The organism is Pseudoalteromonas sp. MMG033, assembly GCF_057197785.1.
The window spans coordinates 3,290,078-3,307,662 of sequence record NZ_CM170070.1 but is presented as its reverse complement, the minus strand read 5'-3'; the positions used below and the strand labels follow the sequence as shown (position 1 = coordinate 3,307,662).

At 41.8% G+C, this 17,585-nt stretch carries 15 protein-coding genes; 9 read left to right on the top strand and 6 right to left on the bottom strand.

What is annotated here, in order from left to right; translation table 11 throughout:
• Positions 1-114: 114 nt before the first annotated feature.
• The 5 genes from AC2CZC_RS14420 to AC2CZC_RS14400 all read left to right on the top strand — a co-directional run bounded on the left by AC2CZC_RS14420 (position 115) and on the right by AC2CZC_RS14400 (position 3,611).
• On the top strand, positions 115-924 hold the full coding sequence (locus AC2CZC_RS14420; protein WP_484582310.1) for an ABC transporter permease: 810 nt from the start codon (positions 115-117) through the stop codon (positions 922-924).
• Positions 921-1,823 carry an ABC transporter ATP-binding protein gene (locus AC2CZC_RS14415; RefSeq protein WP_484582309.1) on the top strand — a complete coding sequence of 301 codons (903 nt, stop codon included), beginning with the start codon at positions 921-923 and terminating at the stop codon, positions 1,821-1,823. Before AC2CZC_RS14420 ends, AC2CZC_RS14415 begins: the two co-directional genes overlap by 4 nt.
• A 60-nt stretch (positions 1,824-1,883) precedes the next feature.
• Positions 1,884-2,360 (top strand): SixA phosphatase family protein, encoded by a 477-nt coding sequence (locus AC2CZC_RS14410; RefSeq protein ID WP_484582308.1) that lies wholly within the window; start codon positions 1,884-1,886, stop codon positions 2,358-2,360.
• A 61-nt stretch (positions 2,361-2,421) separates the two neighbouring features.
• A complete protein-coding gene (locus tag AC2CZC_RS14405; RefSeq protein WP_484582307.1) occupies positions 2,422-2,883 on the top strand; it encodes a GNAT family N-acetyltransferase in 462 nt (153 codons plus the stop codon).
• Between the two features lie 83 nt (positions 2,884-2,966).
• On the top strand, positions 2,967-3,611 hold the full coding sequence (locus AC2CZC_RS14400; protein ID WP_484582306.1) for an NAD(P)H-binding protein: 645 nt from the start codon (positions 2,967-2,969) through the stop codon (positions 3,609-3,611).
• Between the two features lie 133 nt (positions 3,612-3,744).
• Here the strand turns inward: AC2CZC_RS14400 and AC2CZC_RS14395 are convergent, their stop codons facing one another.
• Positions 3,745-4,155 carry a hypothetical protein gene (locus AC2CZC_RS14395; protein WP_484582305.1) on the bottom strand — a complete coding sequence of 137 codons (411 nt, stop codon included), beginning with the start codon at positions 4,153-4,155 and terminating at the stop codon, positions 3,745-3,747.
• A gap of 200 nt (positions 4,156-4,355) precedes the next feature.
• Between AC2CZC_RS14395 and dld the strand changes: the two genes are divergently transcribed.
• Entirely contained in the window at positions 4,356-6,071 is a 1,716-nt protein-coding gene (dld, locus tag AC2CZC_RS14390) for a D-lactate dehydrogenase (protein ID WP_484582304.1), read from the top strand.
• 166 nt (positions 6,072-6,237) lie between these two features.
• Positions 6,238-7,173, top strand: coding sequence for an endonuclease/exonuclease/phosphatase family protein (locus AC2CZC_RS14385; protein WP_484582303.1), 936 nt, complete (start codon positions 6,238-6,240; stop codon positions 7,171-7,173).
• Positions 7,174-7,214: 41 nt separating this feature from the next.
• Here AC2CZC_RS14385 and AC2CZC_RS14380 read toward each other — a convergent pair whose 3' ends face one another.
• Together AC2CZC_RS14380 and AC2CZC_RS14375 are read right to left on the bottom strand one after the other, a co-directional pair.
• A complete protein-coding gene (locus tag AC2CZC_RS14380; RefSeq protein ID WP_063362351.1) occupies positions 7,215-8,558 on the bottom strand; it encodes a serine hydrolase domain-containing protein in 1,344 nt (447 codons plus the stop codon).
• A gap of 69 nt (positions 8,559-8,627) precedes the next feature.
• Positions 8,628-10,061, bottom strand: a complete 1,434-nt coding sequence (locus AC2CZC_RS14375) for an MATE family efflux transporter (RefSeq protein ID WP_484582302.1) — start codon at positions 10,059-10,061, stop codon at positions 8,628-8,630.
• A 269-nt stretch (positions 10,062-10,330) separates the two neighbouring features.
• Here AC2CZC_RS14375 and AC2CZC_RS14370 point away from each other — a divergent pair, with 269 nt between their 5' ends.
• Positions 10,331-10,549, top strand: coding sequence for a DUF1289 domain-containing protein (locus AC2CZC_RS14370; RefSeq protein WP_063362354.1), 219 nt, complete (start codon positions 10,331-10,333; stop codon positions 10,547-10,549).
• A gap of 443 nt (positions 10,550-10,992) precedes the next feature.
• Here the strand turns inward: AC2CZC_RS14370 and AC2CZC_RS14365 are convergent, their stop codons facing one another.
• The 3 genes from AC2CZC_RS14365 to AC2CZC_RS14355 all read right to left on the bottom strand — a co-directional run bounded on the left by AC2CZC_RS14365 (position 10,993) and on the right by AC2CZC_RS14355 (position 13,475).
• Positions 10,993-11,121, bottom strand: coding sequence for a hypothetical protein (locus AC2CZC_RS14365; protein WP_269199993.1), 129 nt, complete (start codon positions 11,119-11,121; stop codon positions 10,993-10,995).
• A 138-nt stretch (positions 11,122-11,259) separates the two neighbouring features.
• Positions 11,260-12,381 (bottom strand): response regulator, encoded by a 1,122-nt coding sequence (locus tag AC2CZC_RS14360; protein WP_063362355.1) that lies wholly within the window; start codon positions 12,379-12,381, stop codon positions 11,260-11,262.
• Between the two features lie 14 nt (positions 12,382-12,395).
• Positions 12,396-13,475 (bottom strand): HD-GYP domain-containing protein, encoded by a 1,080-nt coding sequence (locus tag AC2CZC_RS14355; protein ID WP_063362356.1) that lies wholly within the window; start codon positions 13,473-13,475, stop codon positions 12,396-12,398.
• A gap of 91 nt (positions 13,476-13,566) precedes the next feature.
• On the opposite strand from AC2CZC_RS14355, the gene AC2CZC_RS14350 reads away from it, so the two are divergent.
• Positions 13,567-17,568 (top strand): response regulator, encoded by a 4,002-nt coding sequence (locus AC2CZC_RS14350; protein WP_484582301.1) that lies wholly within the window; start codon positions 13,567-13,569, stop codon positions 17,566-17,568.
• Positions 17,569-17,585: the final 17 nt, after the last annotated feature.

Below are 17,585 nucleotides of genomic sequence, written 5' to 3'. Positions count from 1 at the left end.
AATAGCGCAGCGCCTTGCTGCGCTATTTGTTTCAAGCGCCATATTCTGCAACACTTTTTTGCTTCCTCCTCTTCTTAATTCGAGCTAATGTATTGATCTGAATGAGGAGACCTTATGAATTTTCAACGCACTTGGCTATTTGGCCAATTTGAACTTACACGTTTATTTGCCACCAAACGAGGCTGGCTCGCCATTGCCGCATTTTTTCTTGTCTGGCTTATGGTATTGCGCTACCCCATCTACAATGCAGTCCCTTTCATCAGCAGCTATGAGTTTTCAGACATTGTCGGGCAAGTCGCTGGCACTGTCGGATTGTCAGCTTTGATATCTTGGTCTGAAGCAGAGCTTGCGATGTTTTGGCTGATCGGTCTATTTACCTTCCCTATGTTCACAGTATTTGTCACAGCAGATCAAACCGTCGAAGATAGAAATAGAGGTACTTTAAGGTTTTTAACCATGCGCAGCACACGACTTGAAATATTACTTGGTCGATTTGCAGGACAAGTGATGATCTTGGCGTCACTTATCGCCCTAGTCACCGTTGCAACGCTTGCCATGATGCTTTATCGGGATGCCAGCTTACTAGCATCCGCTTTGCCCAAATCTATCGCAATTTGGGGCAAGCTGCTGCTCACCTGCTTACCTTTTATCGCGCTGATGAGCTTACTGAATCTGATCACTAACTCAGCAAGAATGAGTATTGTTTTTTCCATTTTATTTTTTACCATCGTGGCGTCAGTGATCAGCTATCTCGGTGTGCAATACCCTATGCTTGATTGGTTAAATTATTTTATCCCGGGACATCAAGTTACAGAGCTGACCGGTTGGCGAAATACCCCCGCATCTGCTTATCTGCTCCCAGCATGCCAAACACTGGTATTGCTTGGTATTGGACATGTTTTATTAAAAGGGAGAGATCTATGAGCGCAGTAATTGAAGTAAGCTCTTTGAGCAAAACGTTTGGTACAAAACAAGCACTGAATAATGTTGCTTTTACGATAAAAAAAGGCAGTACAGTCGCGTTAGTTGGCCCAAATGGGGCGGGTAAAACAACATTGTTCAGCATCATATGCGGATACTTAAAACCATCTAACGGGTCAATTAATGTACTTGGTCACAACCCCGGCGATGCTAATTTGTTTGGCAAAATCTCCGCGCTGCCTCAAGATGCGCAGCTTGACCCCAAATTTTCAGTCGCAAAGCAACTAAGCTTCTTTGCTCAGTTACAAGGTATGTCGCGCAAAGCGGCAGAGACAGACACACAGCGCGTGTTAGAGTTAGTCGACTTAGTCCATGTTGCCAGCTCAAAAACGGGCGAGCTATCTCATGGCATGCGAAAGCGCGTGTGTATTGCACAGGCATTACTGGGCAGCCCGCAAATTGTATTGCTTGACGAGGCAACCGCCGGACTAGATCCGAAAAACGCCAAAGCAATTCGTACCCTGATTGCCTCTTTACAAGGTGATATGACGTTCATTTTGAGCTCACACGACCTCAGTGAACTCGAGCGACTCTGTGATACCGTGCTTTATCTGGAGCAAGGTCAACTCTCAAGCCATCAAAGCGATCTTTACCAAAGTGAGCAAGGCAGCTTTATTACTTTGCAAATGCTCAACCTAGATGGACCCATGAAAGACAAAATAGCAAAATTGAACGGTGTAAAAAAAATCAAACAAACCCAATCTGATGAGCTTGTCATTGAATATGCCAAGCAAGATGAGCCGTTTGATTTATCTTTACTCACCCTGATCCATGAAAACAGTTGGACTTACAAACAACTGGTCAATGGCAGAACGCTCGAAAATCAATTATTTGTTGATTAACAACATCATTAGACGTGCTATGGACCATGCTGTGTGTATTTACTTACAAATGAGACATATATGAAAACACTCAGGTTGGTCCGTCATGCAAAATCAAGCTGGAAAGACCCATCTCTTGACGACTTTGATAGACCACTCAAACCAAAAGGCATTGCACGAGCAAATAAACTAGCAGCGACACTTGGGTCATTGCCAGATACACAAATTGTGACAAGCCCAGCAAAACGCGCAATAGACACTGCCAAAATTTTACACCACGGCTTTGCACCCAAGAGTGACCTGCTGCGTTGCGATGCGCTCTATACCTTCGACCCAGAGTCACTAATAGACGCAATTATGCAGTGTGATGAATGTTTTAATGATATTTGCATTGTCGCCCATAACCCTGCTATCACGGCTGTGGCAAACCTCTTGGGCGCACCTAATCTCAATAATGTTGTGACGTGCGGATATGTTGAATTGAGTCTCAATGCATACAGTTGGGAACAGGCTACTACTAAAAAAATGAAGTATGTTAGACATCTATTCTTAGATTAAGACTTGACCACCCCGTTTTAGGAACTAATATCAGTGAGTAAACAATACGATAAGGAAAACTATGCAATTTATTCAATTAAGCAGCCAAAGCGCAGGACTTGCAGCGCTTTTTAATGAAATTGATACGTTAATGAATAGCCTCTATCCCGCAGAGGCCAACGATCTAATACCAATCGAAGAGGTGGATAACCCCAATACTTATCTCATCGGTCACTATGACGAAGAAGAGCTCGTCGCGTGCGGCAGCTACGTTGTTAAACAAGATCAATCAAGCTACGCGGAGTTAAAACGCATCTATGTCAAACCATCTCAACGTGGCAAGGGCATGGCGAAAGCGGTTATACAACACCTGCTCTCGCAAGCTAAAGCAAGTGGACTAAAACAAATCAAGCTAGAAACTGGCGATCAACAGCATGCAGCAATTAAGCTATATGAGGCGTTTGGATTCGAATTCTGCGATGCGTTTGGGCAATATCGTCAAGAGCCCTCTTCTGTATTCATGCAGCTTTCACTCGAAGGCTAATTACATAACTCAAAATACTTGCTATTAGCTGATGCACTATATCTAATAAACCATCACGGCAATGAAAAAAGTCTAAATAAACAATGAAAACAGCAATTGTCCTCGGCGCGACAGGTCTTATTGGTAAAAACCTTGTGCAACAACTTGCAGAACATCCCTCAATGAGTCACGTTACTGCTGTTACACGGCGACCTGTTGATTATCAATCGCCTAAGATCACAAACCACGTAGTGGACTTTGATAACCTGAGTCAATTCGCCTATATTTTTCGAGGTGATATGTTTTTCTCTTGTTTGGGCACCACCAAAAAACAAGCAGGCTCGATTGCAAAGCAAAGAACCGTCGACTTAGACTATCAGCTTCAAGTTGCTCAACTTGCAGCCCAAAACCAGATTAAGCATTATTTTTTGGTTTCTTCCAGTGGCGCCAATGCAAATAGCCGCAGTCCATACCTTCAAATGAAAGGTGAACTTGAGCAGCATGTGAAACTGCTGCACTTTGACACGGTCAACATCTTCCAACCTTCATTACTGGTTGGTCAGAGATCAGATACACGCATAGCGGAAACCATCGGAAATTATCTATTACCGACACTCTGTAAACTGCCTTGGCTGAAAAAATACCGTCCAATCTCTGGGCAACAAGTTGCGAAAAAAATGGTATCAGTGGCGATGGCAGAGCACAAAAAAACTCAAACCTATGCACTGGATGTATTATTCGATTGCTAGCAAGATTCAAAAATTAGACCTCATTCCCTCGCTTTTATAACAGAAATTAGAGGGAATGCATTGTTGCTGCAGGATCACAAAATATGGATTAAATTCGTTTGGCATATGCGCTGAGATACAACTTGATTTAAACTCAATTACGGCCAGCCTGCGTGGCGTAGCCCGCACATTCACACTGGAGCTCAACACCTTGAACACGTACACGCCATTTAAGCTTGGTGTCCGACTTTTTAGTATCAGCTTCAAATTTATGGGTAAGATTACGAGAACAGGCTGACTGCACTTGTGCAGACGCTTGGGATTTTGAAATAGACAACGGATACCCCAATTCGACACACGCGCCCATTACGAATTTTTGCTCATCATGCATCACATTGTAAATGCCATTCGATATACTGGACTTTGGCACACTCTGTACTTCGCTCCCAGTGCTTTGTAAGTTCTGATTGCCCTCACATCCAGTCAGTATAAAAGTGGCTATGATTAGGGTAGACCCCGTTAATACATTCAGTCTGTCCTTGATTAGCATATTAAATTCTCTCATTTTAGAGCTGCGTGACTTAGATATTATTGTAGAACCCTCGCACTGTTGTGCCGTTAAATTTCTTCATCTACCGCAATATTTCCTTTAAAAGGGACTTGTTAACATGCAAATCATTGGTTTCACTCCTTCTTAACCTTGCTGTATACTAGTCCCCAATCCCTCGTCAAGAATGCAAAAGTAGATCAATTTCCGAGAACAGCATGACCAATAACGCTTCAAATACCGCCCTTATACAAGAACTCAAGTCTATCGTTGGTAACAGCTTTGTACTAACCGATAACACTAAAAAGCAGCCATACACCAAAGGATTTCGTTTTGGTTCAGGCGAAGCATTAGCAGTAATAAGACCCGCTACTTTATTGGAAATTTGGCAAGCACTTAAAGCCTGTGTTGCCGCAGACGTTATTGTCATCATGCAGGCCGCCAATACTGGTCTGACTGGCGGCTCTACACCAGATGGTAAGGATTATGATCGCCCTATTGTCATCATCAGCACTATGCGCATTGATAGCATCCAGCTTATCGACAATGCCAAACAAATCGTTGGCCTAGCAGGTAGCACGTTATTTGGTCTAGAGGACACATTGGCACCACATGGTCGTGAACCGCATTCTGTGATCGGCTCATCATGCATTGGTGCATCCATTGTTGGCGGGATTTGTAATAACTCAGGCGGTGCATTAGTGCAAAGAGGCCCCGCATATACTGAGCTATCTTTATTCGCACAAATAGATGACCAAGGAAACTTATCACTGGTTAATAATCTCGGTATAAACCTTGGGAGTACGCCCGAGGAAATCCTGACTAATTTGCAAGAACAAAATTACACAGATGCCGATGTGCAATTCCCAGAGCTGCGCGCATCCGATGATGAATACCATGAGCGTGTAAGAGATGTTGATGCCGATACCCCTTCGAGATTCAATAATGATGGGCGTCGTCTTTATGAATCTTCAGGCTGCGCTGGTAAACTTGCCGTTTTTGCTGTGAGATTAGACACTTACCCTGTTCCTGATAAGCATCAAGTATTTTATGTGGGCACGAATGACCCTGCCGTTTTAGCGCAAATACGCCGTGACATTTTATCTAAGTTTGACAACTTACCGGTATCAGGGGAATACCTACATAGAGACTGTTATGACGCCTCCAAGAAATACGGTAAAGATACCTTTTTGGTAATCGACAAACTGGGTTCTAAATACATTCCAAAGATGTTTGGTATCAAACGCACCGTGGATCGCATTGCTGATAACTTTAAGTTTTTACCCAACAAGTTTTCAGACCGCATCATGCAATATTTAAGTTGCCTGTGGCCAAATCACTTGCCAAAGCGCATGGATGAATATCGTGACCGTTATGAACATCACTGGATTGTGGAAATGAGTAACGCTGGTGTTGCTGAAGCCAAAGCTTACTTTGATGAGTTTTTCAAAACCAATGAGGGGAGTTACTTTGAGTGTACCGAAGATGAAGGGGAAAAAGCCATTTTGCACCGCTTTGTCGCTGGTGGCGCGATTGGCCGAATGCAAACTATGAACAGCAAAGAGATGGGCGCAATCATGACCATTGATGTTGCCTTCCCTCGTAACGAACAAGATTGGTTTGAGCAATTACCTCCTGAAATTGATGAGCAAATTGCTGTAAAACTTTATTATGGCCATCTTTTCTGCCATGTTATGCATCAAAACTACATCATGAAGCCTGGTGTGGATGCAAAAGCTGTCAAAAATAAAATCTTAGAAACATTCGATAAACGCGGTGCTGAATATCCAGCAGAGCATAACGTAGGACACGAATATTTCGCCAAAGACGCATTAAAGTCTTTTTATAAAAAGCTTGACCCAACTAACTCATTTAACCCGGGGATCGGCAAAACCAGTAAGTGTAAACACTGGCATGAACCTGCTGATAAATAGTCTTTTTCGCTGCAATACTTAACAAGTATTGCAGCGCTTCACGCCATTTGCTCGCCACTGAGTTAAATGACCCTTTATTCGCGATGAATAAAAATATTTATATAATCTATTTGCAATATTTTTGATACACTATATCGCTATTAGAAATATTCAAGTTATTAGAATTATGAATCATACTTTCAAAGTCAGTGCACTAGCACTATGTGCACTACTTACCAGTGCCTGTAACGCAACGAACACAAACGAAAAACTAGATACAGGACTGCGTGTTGTCACTTGGAATATTGAGCACCTTGCTGCTGATAACAGCAAAGGCTGTAAACCAAGAACTGAGCAAGAGATCACCGCTTTACAACACTATGCAAAATCACTTGATGCTGATGTTATCGCTTTTCAAGAAGTGGGCTCTATCCAAGCACTAGAGACTGTTTTTGACAAGTCGCAGTGGCAGCTCATTTTATCTGACAGAAAAGACAGCCCAAGCTACACATGTCGTGGCAATGGGTTGACATCAACACAGCAAAAAGTCGCTTTTGCTGTGAAAAAGCCTCTAAGTGTTGAAAAAGTCGTTCATCATAAACAGTTTTCTGACATACAAATGGGTTTAAGAAGTGGCTTAGAAGTCCAAATTGGCTACCAAGGTAAAACACTTGACCTGTTGAATGTGCACTTGAAAAGTGGCTGCTTCGTAGATGACTATCGTCGTTCAGACAAAAAGTCATGTAAATTATTAGCCAAGCAAGTGCCATTACTGGACAACTGGGTCGAAACAAAAAGCGCTGAACAAGCAAACTTCATCGTGCTTGGGGATTTTAACCACAGGTTAACCGCACCATATAACCGCGTGAGTCGTGACCTATACTACCCTAATGGGCTTGCAGACAAGGCGCCAAACGACTTGTCTAAAGCAACCTTCTTCAATGCCAACCAAATGCTAACAGGGTGTCACCCTTACTACCCTGCACCAATCGACCACATTTTGGTATCAAACACATTGAAGCAAAAGTATGTGCAAGGCAGTGTGAAGTTCCACTACTTTGATAATATGAAGCCAAAAGAAATGCTCAGTGACCACTGTGCACTGAGCATTGATTTAAACTAAGTTCAGTTTAATACTGGCGGACAATTCAATACTGCCCGCCTTTATTTTTCTAACTGTTCAATCACATTCAGTACTGACTTGAACAAACGTTTATTTGCCAGACCAATATGTTGATTTACAACTGCACCATAAGCACCAAAGCGCACCACAACCAATTGCTTTGATGGAATGATCACAACGTACTGACCGCGATGTCCACGAAGTGACACCGTATCTATTGGTAATTTAGGCAACCAAAAACTCATATCGTTGAGCCACAATTGACCACCATAATGTTTATCAACGCCATTGCTCATCATCACCTCTTTTAACCAAGCTTCAGAGACAACTTGTTCCCCCTGCCAACGGCCATTATCGATGAACAATTGACCTACTTTGAGCCAGTCATGGACGCTTAGAAACATTCTCGCACCGCCTCTGAGGTTACCTGCTTCATCAAACTCTGCGATTGCATTATTAATACCTAATGGCGCGAAAAAATGTTTTTGATATAAATTATTGAGTGACTGAATATCACCACCTGCTGCATCCATCAATGCGCGACTTAATAGCTGAGTTGTACCCGTGGCATATTCAAATTGACTCCCTGGCTGATAGGCTTTTGGCAATTGCGTAACATAATTAACCGAATCCCCAGTGTGATACCACATAGGCGCTAAGTCTTCATATCCATGAATATCCGGTGTTTCAGCCCATTTGACACCAGAACTCATATTCATGAGGTTTTTAACTGTCATAACGTGCTCACCAAAACGCAGTGGCTGCTCCAAAGTTAGCTTTCCTTGGTCGACCAATAGCCCTGTCATCAACCCAGTTAAGGTCTTAGCCATAGACCAACTTAGCATCCGTGATCCGCCATTATGAAACTCATCATACTGCTGTGCAACCAGCTGACCTTTGTGCATAACAGCGACCGCAAAGGTGTTATCACTCCAAGAGTAGTCTTTATGATTAGTTGCGAAAAACGTGTCTAGTGAAATATCAGGACGAAGCGCTTTATTAATTGGTGTACTGGGTGATGGCGCTGGAAAATCGAGATCCGCGGTTTGTGCATGCAGCTGTGCAGGTGATAAGTCATGAAGCAAAGTGCAACCTAAGCCTTCACGAAAGACAGATGTGCGAGTTAATGTCGACCCATCTATTTGAGTCGACAGAGATACTTGTTTAGCCGTGCTATCAATATCCAGTTGCAACTCGCCCTGCACCGCCCCAAGTGCCTCGGGGATAACGCGCTGCTTAATAAATTCAATTGGCTCTTCGGAGATAAAGTGTCTAGAGCATAGCTGGTTAGCACTGTAACCTAATAGTACATTAGGGTCTGAATTACAGCCGCTCAACAAGACAACCGATGCAATACTCCCCAGTAAAAAGTTTGTTTGTTTCATATTTATGCCTTTTATTATTCTTCGATGCTATGACGAATAACTGAACAATAAATACAAAACACATCTAGGCTAACTGATAGCACTGCCCTTTGAGAGGCTTAATTGCTCACGCTGAGATACACAATAAACCAACAACCCTAAGCCTAATACAACATTGGCAAGTGCTAGACCCCATACAATCCCAATAAAACCGGCCATATATGCCCCTAAAAATGCAAACGGGATCGACAAGCCAAATAACCTAATAATACTGACATTAAGTGCCGCCAGACTTCGACCTGTGGCATTGCAACAACTGACATACAACATGGCAGCCGCCAATGTAACATAAGACAAAGGCAAAACTGTCAGGGCCAGTTCAATTGAGCTACTGACAAATGTTTGTTTACAGAACCCCACACCCAATAAATCTGCTGCACTAAAAAGTATAACAGAGACAACAACCTGCCACAAAATACAGGCAAGAACTGATAACTTAATGCCACGCCTAACTCGTAACGACTTTTTCGCCTCCCAATTTTGACCAACAAAAATAGGTAAAGAAGTCGTGAGTACCATAGGCAATAGCAATGCTAGAGGCTCAAGACGCATCACAACACCATATGCTGCAACCGCATCACTGCCTTGTGAAGCGACAATCGCCATCAATACAGATTGTGCGATAGGTGTTAGTAATTGCATCGACGCGATAGGGACTAACAGGCGCGTTAAACAACGAAACCCTTGACGGCTTTGTACCGATAGTAAACTAACTTTGATTGAAATATTTTCTCTGACGACCAAAAGATATAAAGCCCAGATGCAACCAATCACTGCTGCAACCAAATGCGCTACCCCCAGCTTTTCTAAGCCAGTTAACGCCATATTAGATGTAGCCCAAGGAGAGAACAGCGCTGCACTTACCGCAATTTGGACCGATGAAAATAGAATCAACAATTGCGCTGCCGCGCGCATATTACCGAACGCCCGTAAAACCCCAAAAATGACCATAACAAGGAAAAAGAACACCACAGCACTCAAACGATACTGCATGTAGCTTTTAAGGGGTGCCCATATATCATCTCGTTGAGCAAAATCTGAAAAGCCGAGTAAATTCAATATTGGCAACAAGTTTAGCCAAATACACAACGCCAATATGGCACCGACAAGCACGGTAAAAATCAAGCTCACCGCAGCAAGCTCCTCAACTTGGCGTGCCTGTGTTAAACGCGTCGCGACAACGATGCCAAGCCCGATTGCAAAAGCAAACAAAGTCGCCTGAATAGGCAGTGTATAACTCATCGCAGTTAGCTCTTCCACGCCCAATCGAGATGCAAAATATAACTCAATTAAGTCTGCACTAAACAGCGCCAAAATAGCGAAGAGCATAGGTATCGTTAATTGCTTTAGTACTGCGCTGGTTGACCCAGTTAATATCCAGCGCCTCTTTACAGCCCTTGCACGTTGCTTAGCGCAAGGTTGACTAGGTGCACTATTAAAATCCTGTGATTGAACACTTGCCATGTTGTGTGGCCAACTCCTTGCGTTTATTTTTCTTTGCAGAGTAATTATTTATGATTTGTATACTAAGCCTTTGTTCATCAGTCTATGTACACACAGTATGAAGACTTGTGGTTTCTTTCATAGTTCCCTAGAAAAATGTAGAACTCGACAAAACAGCGTGAAATTGAGACAAAGCTTCCACTCCAATAGACAAAATGACATTACAGACTTTTATCAGGCTCAAAAAAGCGTCATAATAATAACGGCAGCATCCGTTAAAGCAGTACCCTATGACCAATAAAACGTCAGAATCCAAAGAACAATCCCCCTCACCTTGCATTCGCAACTGTTGCTTAGATAGCCAAGATATTTGTATCGGATGCTTGAGAAGCATTGATGAAATTGTTGGTTGGAGCGGAAAAAGTGAAGATGAAAAGCAACAGATTCTGAACAGGTGTAAAATAAGAGAGCAACAAAGGCGCCAAGCCAAAACAATGAAAGGCATTTAGAGGCTTATATCTGCTCAGCCTCTCAAGCTCAGGAAAAAGTGAACCTTCATTAATATAAAAGTATAAACAATTTTATTATAGCTATTAATATCAACATTCAAGACCGAAAACAAAATTCAATGAAAAACAGAGTTAAAGAATAAACGAAATAGCACAATGCAATAAACAGCAAGCTCATCTCTAGTTTACTTTTAGCAACATGTCGGGATGTAAACTGAGAAAGCAGTGAAAGCACATTCTTCCTCTCTAAATTACAATTTAAAACCAGTCTACACGCAGGAATGATAATAATCGCAAAAAGAATAAGGATAGCAAATAGGGTTAAATGATACTCAAAGAAAGACTGCGCTTCTAATGATTTCATTTTCGTACACATATTACCTACTTCACACTTATACCAAGGCTATATAAATTAAAAGAAGAAACGGCATATTGACTCAAAATCAATCTGACTTTTCTTCTTTATCGCCTTCTTTCGGTTTGTCAGGCCTTTCATCCGGCAACCAGCCTGCCCCTCTGCCTCCCGAAATATACTTCAACAGAGCTTTTGGTATATTTGTGTCATTTTGCATTTACTACTCCAACCAATAAAAACGCTATAAAATAAAGTATAGATAGAGAAGTAAAATGTCAAACTGGCATTTTATTTATAATAAACAACGTAAAAAATATTTTTAAATAAGCAGGAGCAGTTATAAAAACAACAAATATTAATCAATTAGTTTATCGAGCTTAATAAAAAAGTCGTTGAACGTCGCTGACATATCTTCAGAATGCTCTTGGATTTGTTTCAGGTCGTCTTTGGCACTGTCTAGTGTTTCTCTAATAGTCTGCTCTTGCGCATCACTCACACCAAACGACATCATAGAGTCTTCTACATCAAAGATAAGCCGCTCAACTAACTCTTGGCATGCATTGTGGTAGTTTTTAAACACTTGCTCTATGTCTTCTAAGTCCCTGCTTGCTACCTGACTTAACTCTCTCAGCCCTTTGTTTTTAGCTTGAATTGCTTTGATGTTAGTTTCTAAACTTTTTAGCCTGGCATCAGCCCCCCTAACAACTAAAGCTAAAATATCATTAAAGCGTCCGTATTTTTCCTCATCATCAATCGGCATGTTTTTGATTAACAGCGAACAGTAGGCACTATTAAAAAAGCTACGCTTTTCAATATTAATAACAGTCTTGCTATCCCTGCCTTTTCGAAGTAATTCACTTTCTAGTGGGTTAATCGCTCCACAATTGCTAAAATCACGAAACTCACCTAATAACCCAAGCTGAACAGACGCGTGTAAGTGTAGGTTTTGACACGTTGCCAACATCGCATTCGATAAGTCCGAAAGTGTGTTACATTGATAAGAATTCTCTATAAACTCCAAACACAAGCCAAGCTCACTGCAGCTCGTAATGGCTGTCATGGTGACTTCTTCAGCCGCTTCACAGCTCACTTTCAAAGTGTCTATCTCACAGCTATATTTAACTAAGCGGTCGATACGAAAACTTAACTCTTCTACATCGAATGGCTTGGTAATGTAATCATCGCCACCCGCTTTAAACCCTTCTAATTTATCTTCAATGTCATCTTTGGAAGACACGAACAACACGGGCGTTTTTGCGTTTTGAGGCGCATCCCTAATGGCCTTACATACTTCATAACCATCCATGCCAGGCATCACCACATCCAATAAAATCGCATCATATTTTCGCTCACCAAATAAGGCTAACGCCTCTTCTCCGTTATAAGCCGAAAAATATTCATGAGATTCACCTAGCATTGTTTTCGCAATGTCATGGTTTACTTCATCATCATCGATTAACAAAATTGAGTACGACATACGCCCCCCAAAAACTAATCTCGATACTGCTGAGAAATATCAAAAAACAAATTTTCTTTTGCCAAAAACTCATCTAGCAATTCTGGATCAAAATGACTCGCTCGCCCTTCTCGCATAATTGCAATGGCCTTATCATGCTCCATCGCGTCTTTATAAACCCGTCGACTTATCAACGCATCATACACATCAGCTATGGCCATCATACGTGCGCTAAGTGGGATCTCTTCCCCTTTTAGCCCTTGCGGATAACCTGAGCCATCCCACTTCTCATGATGATAGTGAGAAATCTCTTTTGCTGTTTGTAAAAAGCTATCCGTTTGCCCCAACGCCGACTCAGCTGTTTCAATTGCATTACGGCCATACACGGTATGACTTTTCATTATTTCAAATTCATCAGCGGTCAGTTTTCCTGGCTTTAACAAAACATTATCCGGGATCCCCACCTTGCCAATGTCATGAAGTGGTGCTGATTTGTAAAAGTTATTGATTACTTCTGGTGTTAAGATTTCTTTGTACTTGTCTTTTTCACATAAAATCGTTGCAAGTAGTTTCACATAGAGTTGTGTACGACGAATATGATTACCGGTTTCCTGATCCCGTGTTTCTGCCAAGCTAGCCATGGCCTGTATCGTCACGTCCTGCAAACGTGACATTTGCTCAGTACGCTTTTGCACTTCTTCTTCCAAATAATCATTTTTGTTCTTTAAAATATCTTTAGACTCTTTATTTAATAAATGGGTATTGAGTCGGGCTAATAAGATAGGGGGACTGATGGGTTTATTAATGTAATCACACGCACCGAGCAAAAAGCCTTTCTCTTCATCTTCAACGCTGGTTTTTGCTGTCAGGAAAATAACTGGAATTTCTTGATGCACTTCATGGGATTTCAGGTACTTGATTACCTCATACCCGTTCATTTCTGGCATCACTACGTCAAGCAGAATAATATCAACATGGTTTTTCTCAACCACTGAAATCGCAGCTTCACCGCTTTTTACTGCCAAAACACGATACTTGTCTTTAATAATTTCAGTCATGAAAGCGAGGTTTTCCTTCACGTCGTCCACTACTAACACCGTTTTGAGCTGATCCATAGTTTCTTCTATATGTTTTGTTGCACAATTGTTCACCACACAAAAAATATAGGTCTATTATTACTGAAACGCCAAGCACGGACTGGATTAGATGAAAAGTTTACGAGTCAGCTTCTTTATCACCTTCTCAATAATGCTGTTGGTCAGTATTGGGATCGGGTTGATGTCTCATTATGTGCGCACCGAGGTTAATGCGCTATCTGACAAGCAAACACAGCTGTTTAAGCTTACCGAGTTATCCCATGAATTAAAGCTCAGCTCAGACAATCTCACAAACTTTGCCAGAGCTTACGCCGTCACTGGCAACGAAAAATGGCAAAAGCTATTTAGTTACACGCTGTTAGTGCGCGATGGAAAAGTCCATGCAGAAAACGCAAATACCTATGATTATTGGGATAGTCTAGCTGCGCCTCATTCAAGCATCCCTGAGTTTGTGAGAGTAAATGATGGCCACAATATCATAGAGCGTTTTCAACAACTCGGCGCACAAGACTTTGAATTACTGCAAATGCAAAATGCGCTTTCAACCTCTAATTCGCTGGTCAGTTTAGAGCGCCGTGCATTTAATGCAATTGAAGGCATACACAAAGACACTTATGGTAACTGGGTTAAAGATTCAGGCCCTGATTTAATCAGCGCTCAAAAAATTCTATTCAGTGACAATTACTTAGTAGAAAAGTCTAAGATTATGTCAGCCATTGGTGAGGCACATAGATCCATCACATCAAGATTAAATGCCGAGTTAGCAAGTCATCAAAATAGTTTAAATACTGCATATATGCTGAGGAATGTCTTTAACCTTATCCTGCTTATCAATATTGCCTTATCTTTTTACCTGCTTTGGAAGCTATACATCAACCCCGTTGCGTCAATCCAAAAGCAAGTGGTCAGTAATGTTGAGCAGGGTAATTACAATTTTACACTGGATGAGACCGTCAAAGGTGACCTTTCCGATTTATCTAAATCAATGAATAAGTTACTCAACGATTTGTCCGAGCAACTCGAATTCAACACCATCATGAAAGACTTTGGCTTGGCCCTTCGCGGAAAGAAAAATCCAAACGAGTTAGGTGAAGAATTACTGCAGTTTTTAGAACAGCGTTTATCTGTTCCCCTACTCGGTTTATATGTCTTTGAAGAACAAAAAGTCCTGACACGCGTTGCAGGCACGGGCTACAGCAGTAACTGCGCCAGAACTTACAGTAACTACGACTCTATCCATTTTCATGTTTTAAGTACGCAAAAACCCTATTCCATGAAGTTTGAGAAAGAGCAGTATGCAATTGAACTCAATGGCGAAAAGCTCTCTATCAGCGAGCTCTATTACTTTCCTTTAGTAGTAAGTAACGACAGCATTGGCTTACTTGAACTGGGTAGTCTCGTAGAGCTCACCGATCAAGATTACAAGTGGATAAAATCGGTGATAAATGACTTAGCAGTCAGTTTGCAGTTAACACAAAATATTGATTTACAGTCGAAAGCAGAAAAGCGCATCGTCGAGCAACTAGAGCTAAATAAAAAAATTCTCGATGCCATACCCAGTCCCATGTATTACAAAAATAGTTCTGGTAATTATTTGGGCGTAAACAGTGTGTTTCACCAATACTTCGGTACATTTGATGCCGATGTACTCGATGCCACGGCTGAAGATATTTTTAATTATGAAATTGCGCAAGTGTTCGAGCAATCTCACCAAGACCTTATTGATGGAAAGTCTAACCAACACTATGAAATAAAAATTGAAAACTCCGAAGGTGAGCCCCGAAATTTTATTGTCTATGAAGCTGTATTTACTAATGCAGAAAACCAGCTAGCTGGCGTTGTTGGTTTATTGCTTGATGTGACTGAACGCAAGCAAATGGAACTAGAACTCAGATTGGCGAAAGATAAAGCCGACGAAATGAGTACAGCCAAAGGCGAGTTTTTGGCGAACATGAGCCATGAAATTCGCACCCCTATGAATGCGATTATTGGTATGAGTCACTTAGCTTTAAGGACAGAGCTCACCAGCCAACAATCCGGTTATATCAACAAAATTGATCAGGCAGCTAAGAGCTTACTTGGCATCATCAACGATATTTTAGATTTTTCAAAAATCGAGTCTGGCAAGCTTGAAGTAGAAAATATTGATTTCTCGCTTCAAGAAGTCATGGATAATGTGGTCAATATCAATGTCATTCGAATGCAAGAAAAAGGCTTGGAAATGTTATTGGATATTGCTCCAGACGTTCCTATTAGTCTAGTCGGGGACCCGCTTAGACTCGGCCAGATCCTTATAAACTTATGCGGCAATGCAATTAAATTTACTGAGCAAGGAGAGATCACCATATCGGTCAGCACTGTCGCCCAAGAAAATGAGCAAACAACGTTAAAATTTACCGTCAAAGATACTGGGATAGGCATGTCTCAAGAGCAGCAAAACAAGTTGTTTAAGGCGTTTTCGCAAGCCGATGGCTCGATCACCCGAAAATATGGCGGAACCGGTTTAGGCTTAAGTATCTCTAAAAAATTAGTTGAGCTCATGGGCGGAGAAATTGGCGTAATTAGCGAAAAAGGTCAAGGATCGGAATTCTTTTTCACTGTACGCTGTGGCCTGCAATCCGCTAAATTGACCAATGTAATTTGCCCTGACAGCCAGCTCGCTGGTAAGCATGCATTAGTCGTTGACGACAATGAAAGCGCTCGTGCAATCTTGACAAACTTACTCAAAGCGATGAAGTTTCATGTGACTTGCGCTGCCAGTGGTTCTGGCGCCATCGAACTGGTGCAAGGCAGCCAATTTGACATCATTTTTATGGACTGGAAAATGCCAAATATGAGCGGCATAGACGCTATTTTGCATATTCGCTCCCTTGAACTACCAAAAGAACCAAAATACGTGCTTGTCACTGCCTACGGCACAGATATTGGTATGAACTCAGAAATCCATGATTTAATCGATGCCATTATATTGAAGCCCGTCAATGCATCTGTGCTACTTGACGCGATTATGGAGTCATTCAACCTCTCAGAGCAATCGACTAGCTCGAATAACACAGAGCAAATAAATCAAGTAGCACCGACTTTTGAGCAACAAAAAGTGCTACTCGTCGAAGACAATAGCACCAATCAAGAAATTGCGAACGAAATGCTGAGCTCTTTAAATCTCAATGTAGTTATTGCAGACAACGGTCAAATAGCTGTCGAGATGGTACAAAAACATACTTTTGACATTGTCCTTATGGATATTCAAATGCCTGTCATGGATGGCTATACAGCGACTAAGAAAATACGCGAGCTTAGTCAGTATAACGCACTTCCTATAGTCGCCATGACCGCCAATGTAATGAAGGAAGATTTACAAAAATGCGAAGCCGCTGGCATGAATGGGCATATAGGTAAGCCCATCAACTTTAATCAAATGGCTCAAACCCTCCACAGCCATTTGTATAAAACATCGAGCCCAACTGAACACCTGCCCCCTATTGCAGTGGATCCCCCCTGTGAAGTCAAAGACACAAACGCTAAAAAAGAGACTGAGCTTGAAGGTGTTGACATTCAGCGTGCAATAAAGCGCTTAGGCGGTAATGAAAAAGCGTTTTGGAGTATCATTAAAAAGTTTGCCAGAAATCAGATTGAAGAAACTATCAACCTAAATCAAGCACTCGTCATAGGTGATTTAGAGCATGCTGAGCGTATTGCACACTCGTTAAAAGGCGCCAGCGCAAACTTATGTATCGACAACCTATCAAAACAAGCATCTGACATTGAGCATGCGATTGCCAATCAGCAAAAAGTGGCCCCCCAATCCGTCGAAATACTGACAGACTACTTGAGAGGTTTACACAAACAATTAGGTGAGTTACATAATGAAGAGGCTCCACCGCCGCCCTCATCAAACGTGGTAAGCCTGACTATTACACGAGATGATTTCCTTGAATTAGAGGAGCTTCTGCTCAGTTGTGACACTCAGTCGATTGAAAAAGTGCATGAGCTCAAAGGGCATCATAAGATTGATGAATCAACGTCTGCACAGCTAATTGAGCTCATTGAAGATTTTGAATTCGACCAAGCCAGAGAAGTGATAGCAAAACTGTTAGAGCAATCAGCATAGCACCCGTAATGGTCTTG

What these genes read in the sequence shown, in the direction of transcription:
- AC2CZC_RS14355 (WP_063362356.1), bottom strand. Translation starts at nt 13,475, where the DNA reads ATGGATCAGCTCAAAACGGTGTTAGTAGTGGACGACGTGAAGGAAAAC.
- AC2CZC_RS14400 (WP_484582306.1), top strand. Translation starts at nt 2,967, where the DNA reads ATGAAAACAGCAATTGTCCTCGGCGCGACAGGTCTTATTGGTAAAAAC.
- AC2CZC_RS14370 (WP_063362354.1), top strand. Translation starts at nt 10,331, where the DNA reads ATGACCAATAAAACGTCAGAATCCAAAGAACAATCCCCCTCACCTTGC.
- AC2CZC_RS14420 (WP_484582310.1), top strand. Translation starts at nt 115, where the DNA reads ATGAATTTTCAACGCACTTGGCTATTTGGCCAATTTGAACTTACACGT.
- AC2CZC_RS14380 (WP_063362351.1), bottom strand. Translation starts at nt 8,558, where the DNA reads ATGAAACAAACAAACTTTTTACTGGGGAGTATTGCATCGGTTGTCTTG.
- AC2CZC_RS14410 (WP_484582308.1), top strand. Translation starts at nt 1,884, where the DNA reads ATGAAAACACTCAGGTTGGTCCGTCATGCAAAATCAAGCTGGAAAGAC.
- AC2CZC_RS14385 (WP_484582303.1), top strand. Translation starts at nt 6,238, where the DNA reads ATGAATCATACTTTCAAAGTCAGTGCACTAGCACTATGTGCACTACTT.
- AC2CZC_RS14360 (WP_063362355.1), bottom strand. Translation starts at nt 12,381, where the DNA reads ATGTCGTACTCAATTTTGTTAATCGATGATGATGAAGTAAACCATGAC.
- dld (WP_484582304.1), top strand. Translation starts at nt 4,356, where the DNA reads ATGACCAATAACGCTTCAAATACCGCCCTTATACAAGAACTCAAGTCT.
- AC2CZC_RS14350 (WP_484582301.1), top strand. Translation starts at nt 13,567, where the DNA reads ATGAAAAGTTTACGAGTCAGCTTCTTTATCACCTTCTCAATAATGCTG.
- AC2CZC_RS14375 (WP_484582302.1), bottom strand. Translation starts at nt 10,061, where the DNA reads ATGGCAAGTGTTCAATCACAGGATTTTAATAGTGCACCTAGTCAACCT.
- AC2CZC_RS14395 (WP_484582305.1), bottom strand. Translation starts at nt 4,155, where the DNA reads ATGAGAGAATTTAATATGCTAATCAAGGACAGACTGAATGTATTAACG.
- AC2CZC_RS14365 (WP_269199993.1), bottom strand. Translation starts at nt 11,121, where the DNA reads ATGCAAAATGACACAAATATACCAAAAGCTCTGTTGAAGTATATTTCG.
- AC2CZC_RS14405 (WP_484582307.1), top strand. Translation starts at nt 2,422, where the DNA reads ATGCAATTTATTCAATTAAGCAGCCAAAGCGCAGGACTTGCAGCGCTT.
- AC2CZC_RS14415 (WP_484582309.1), top strand. Translation starts at nt 921, where the DNA reads ATGAGCGCAGTAATTGAAGTAAGCTCTTTGAGCAAAACGTTTGGTACA.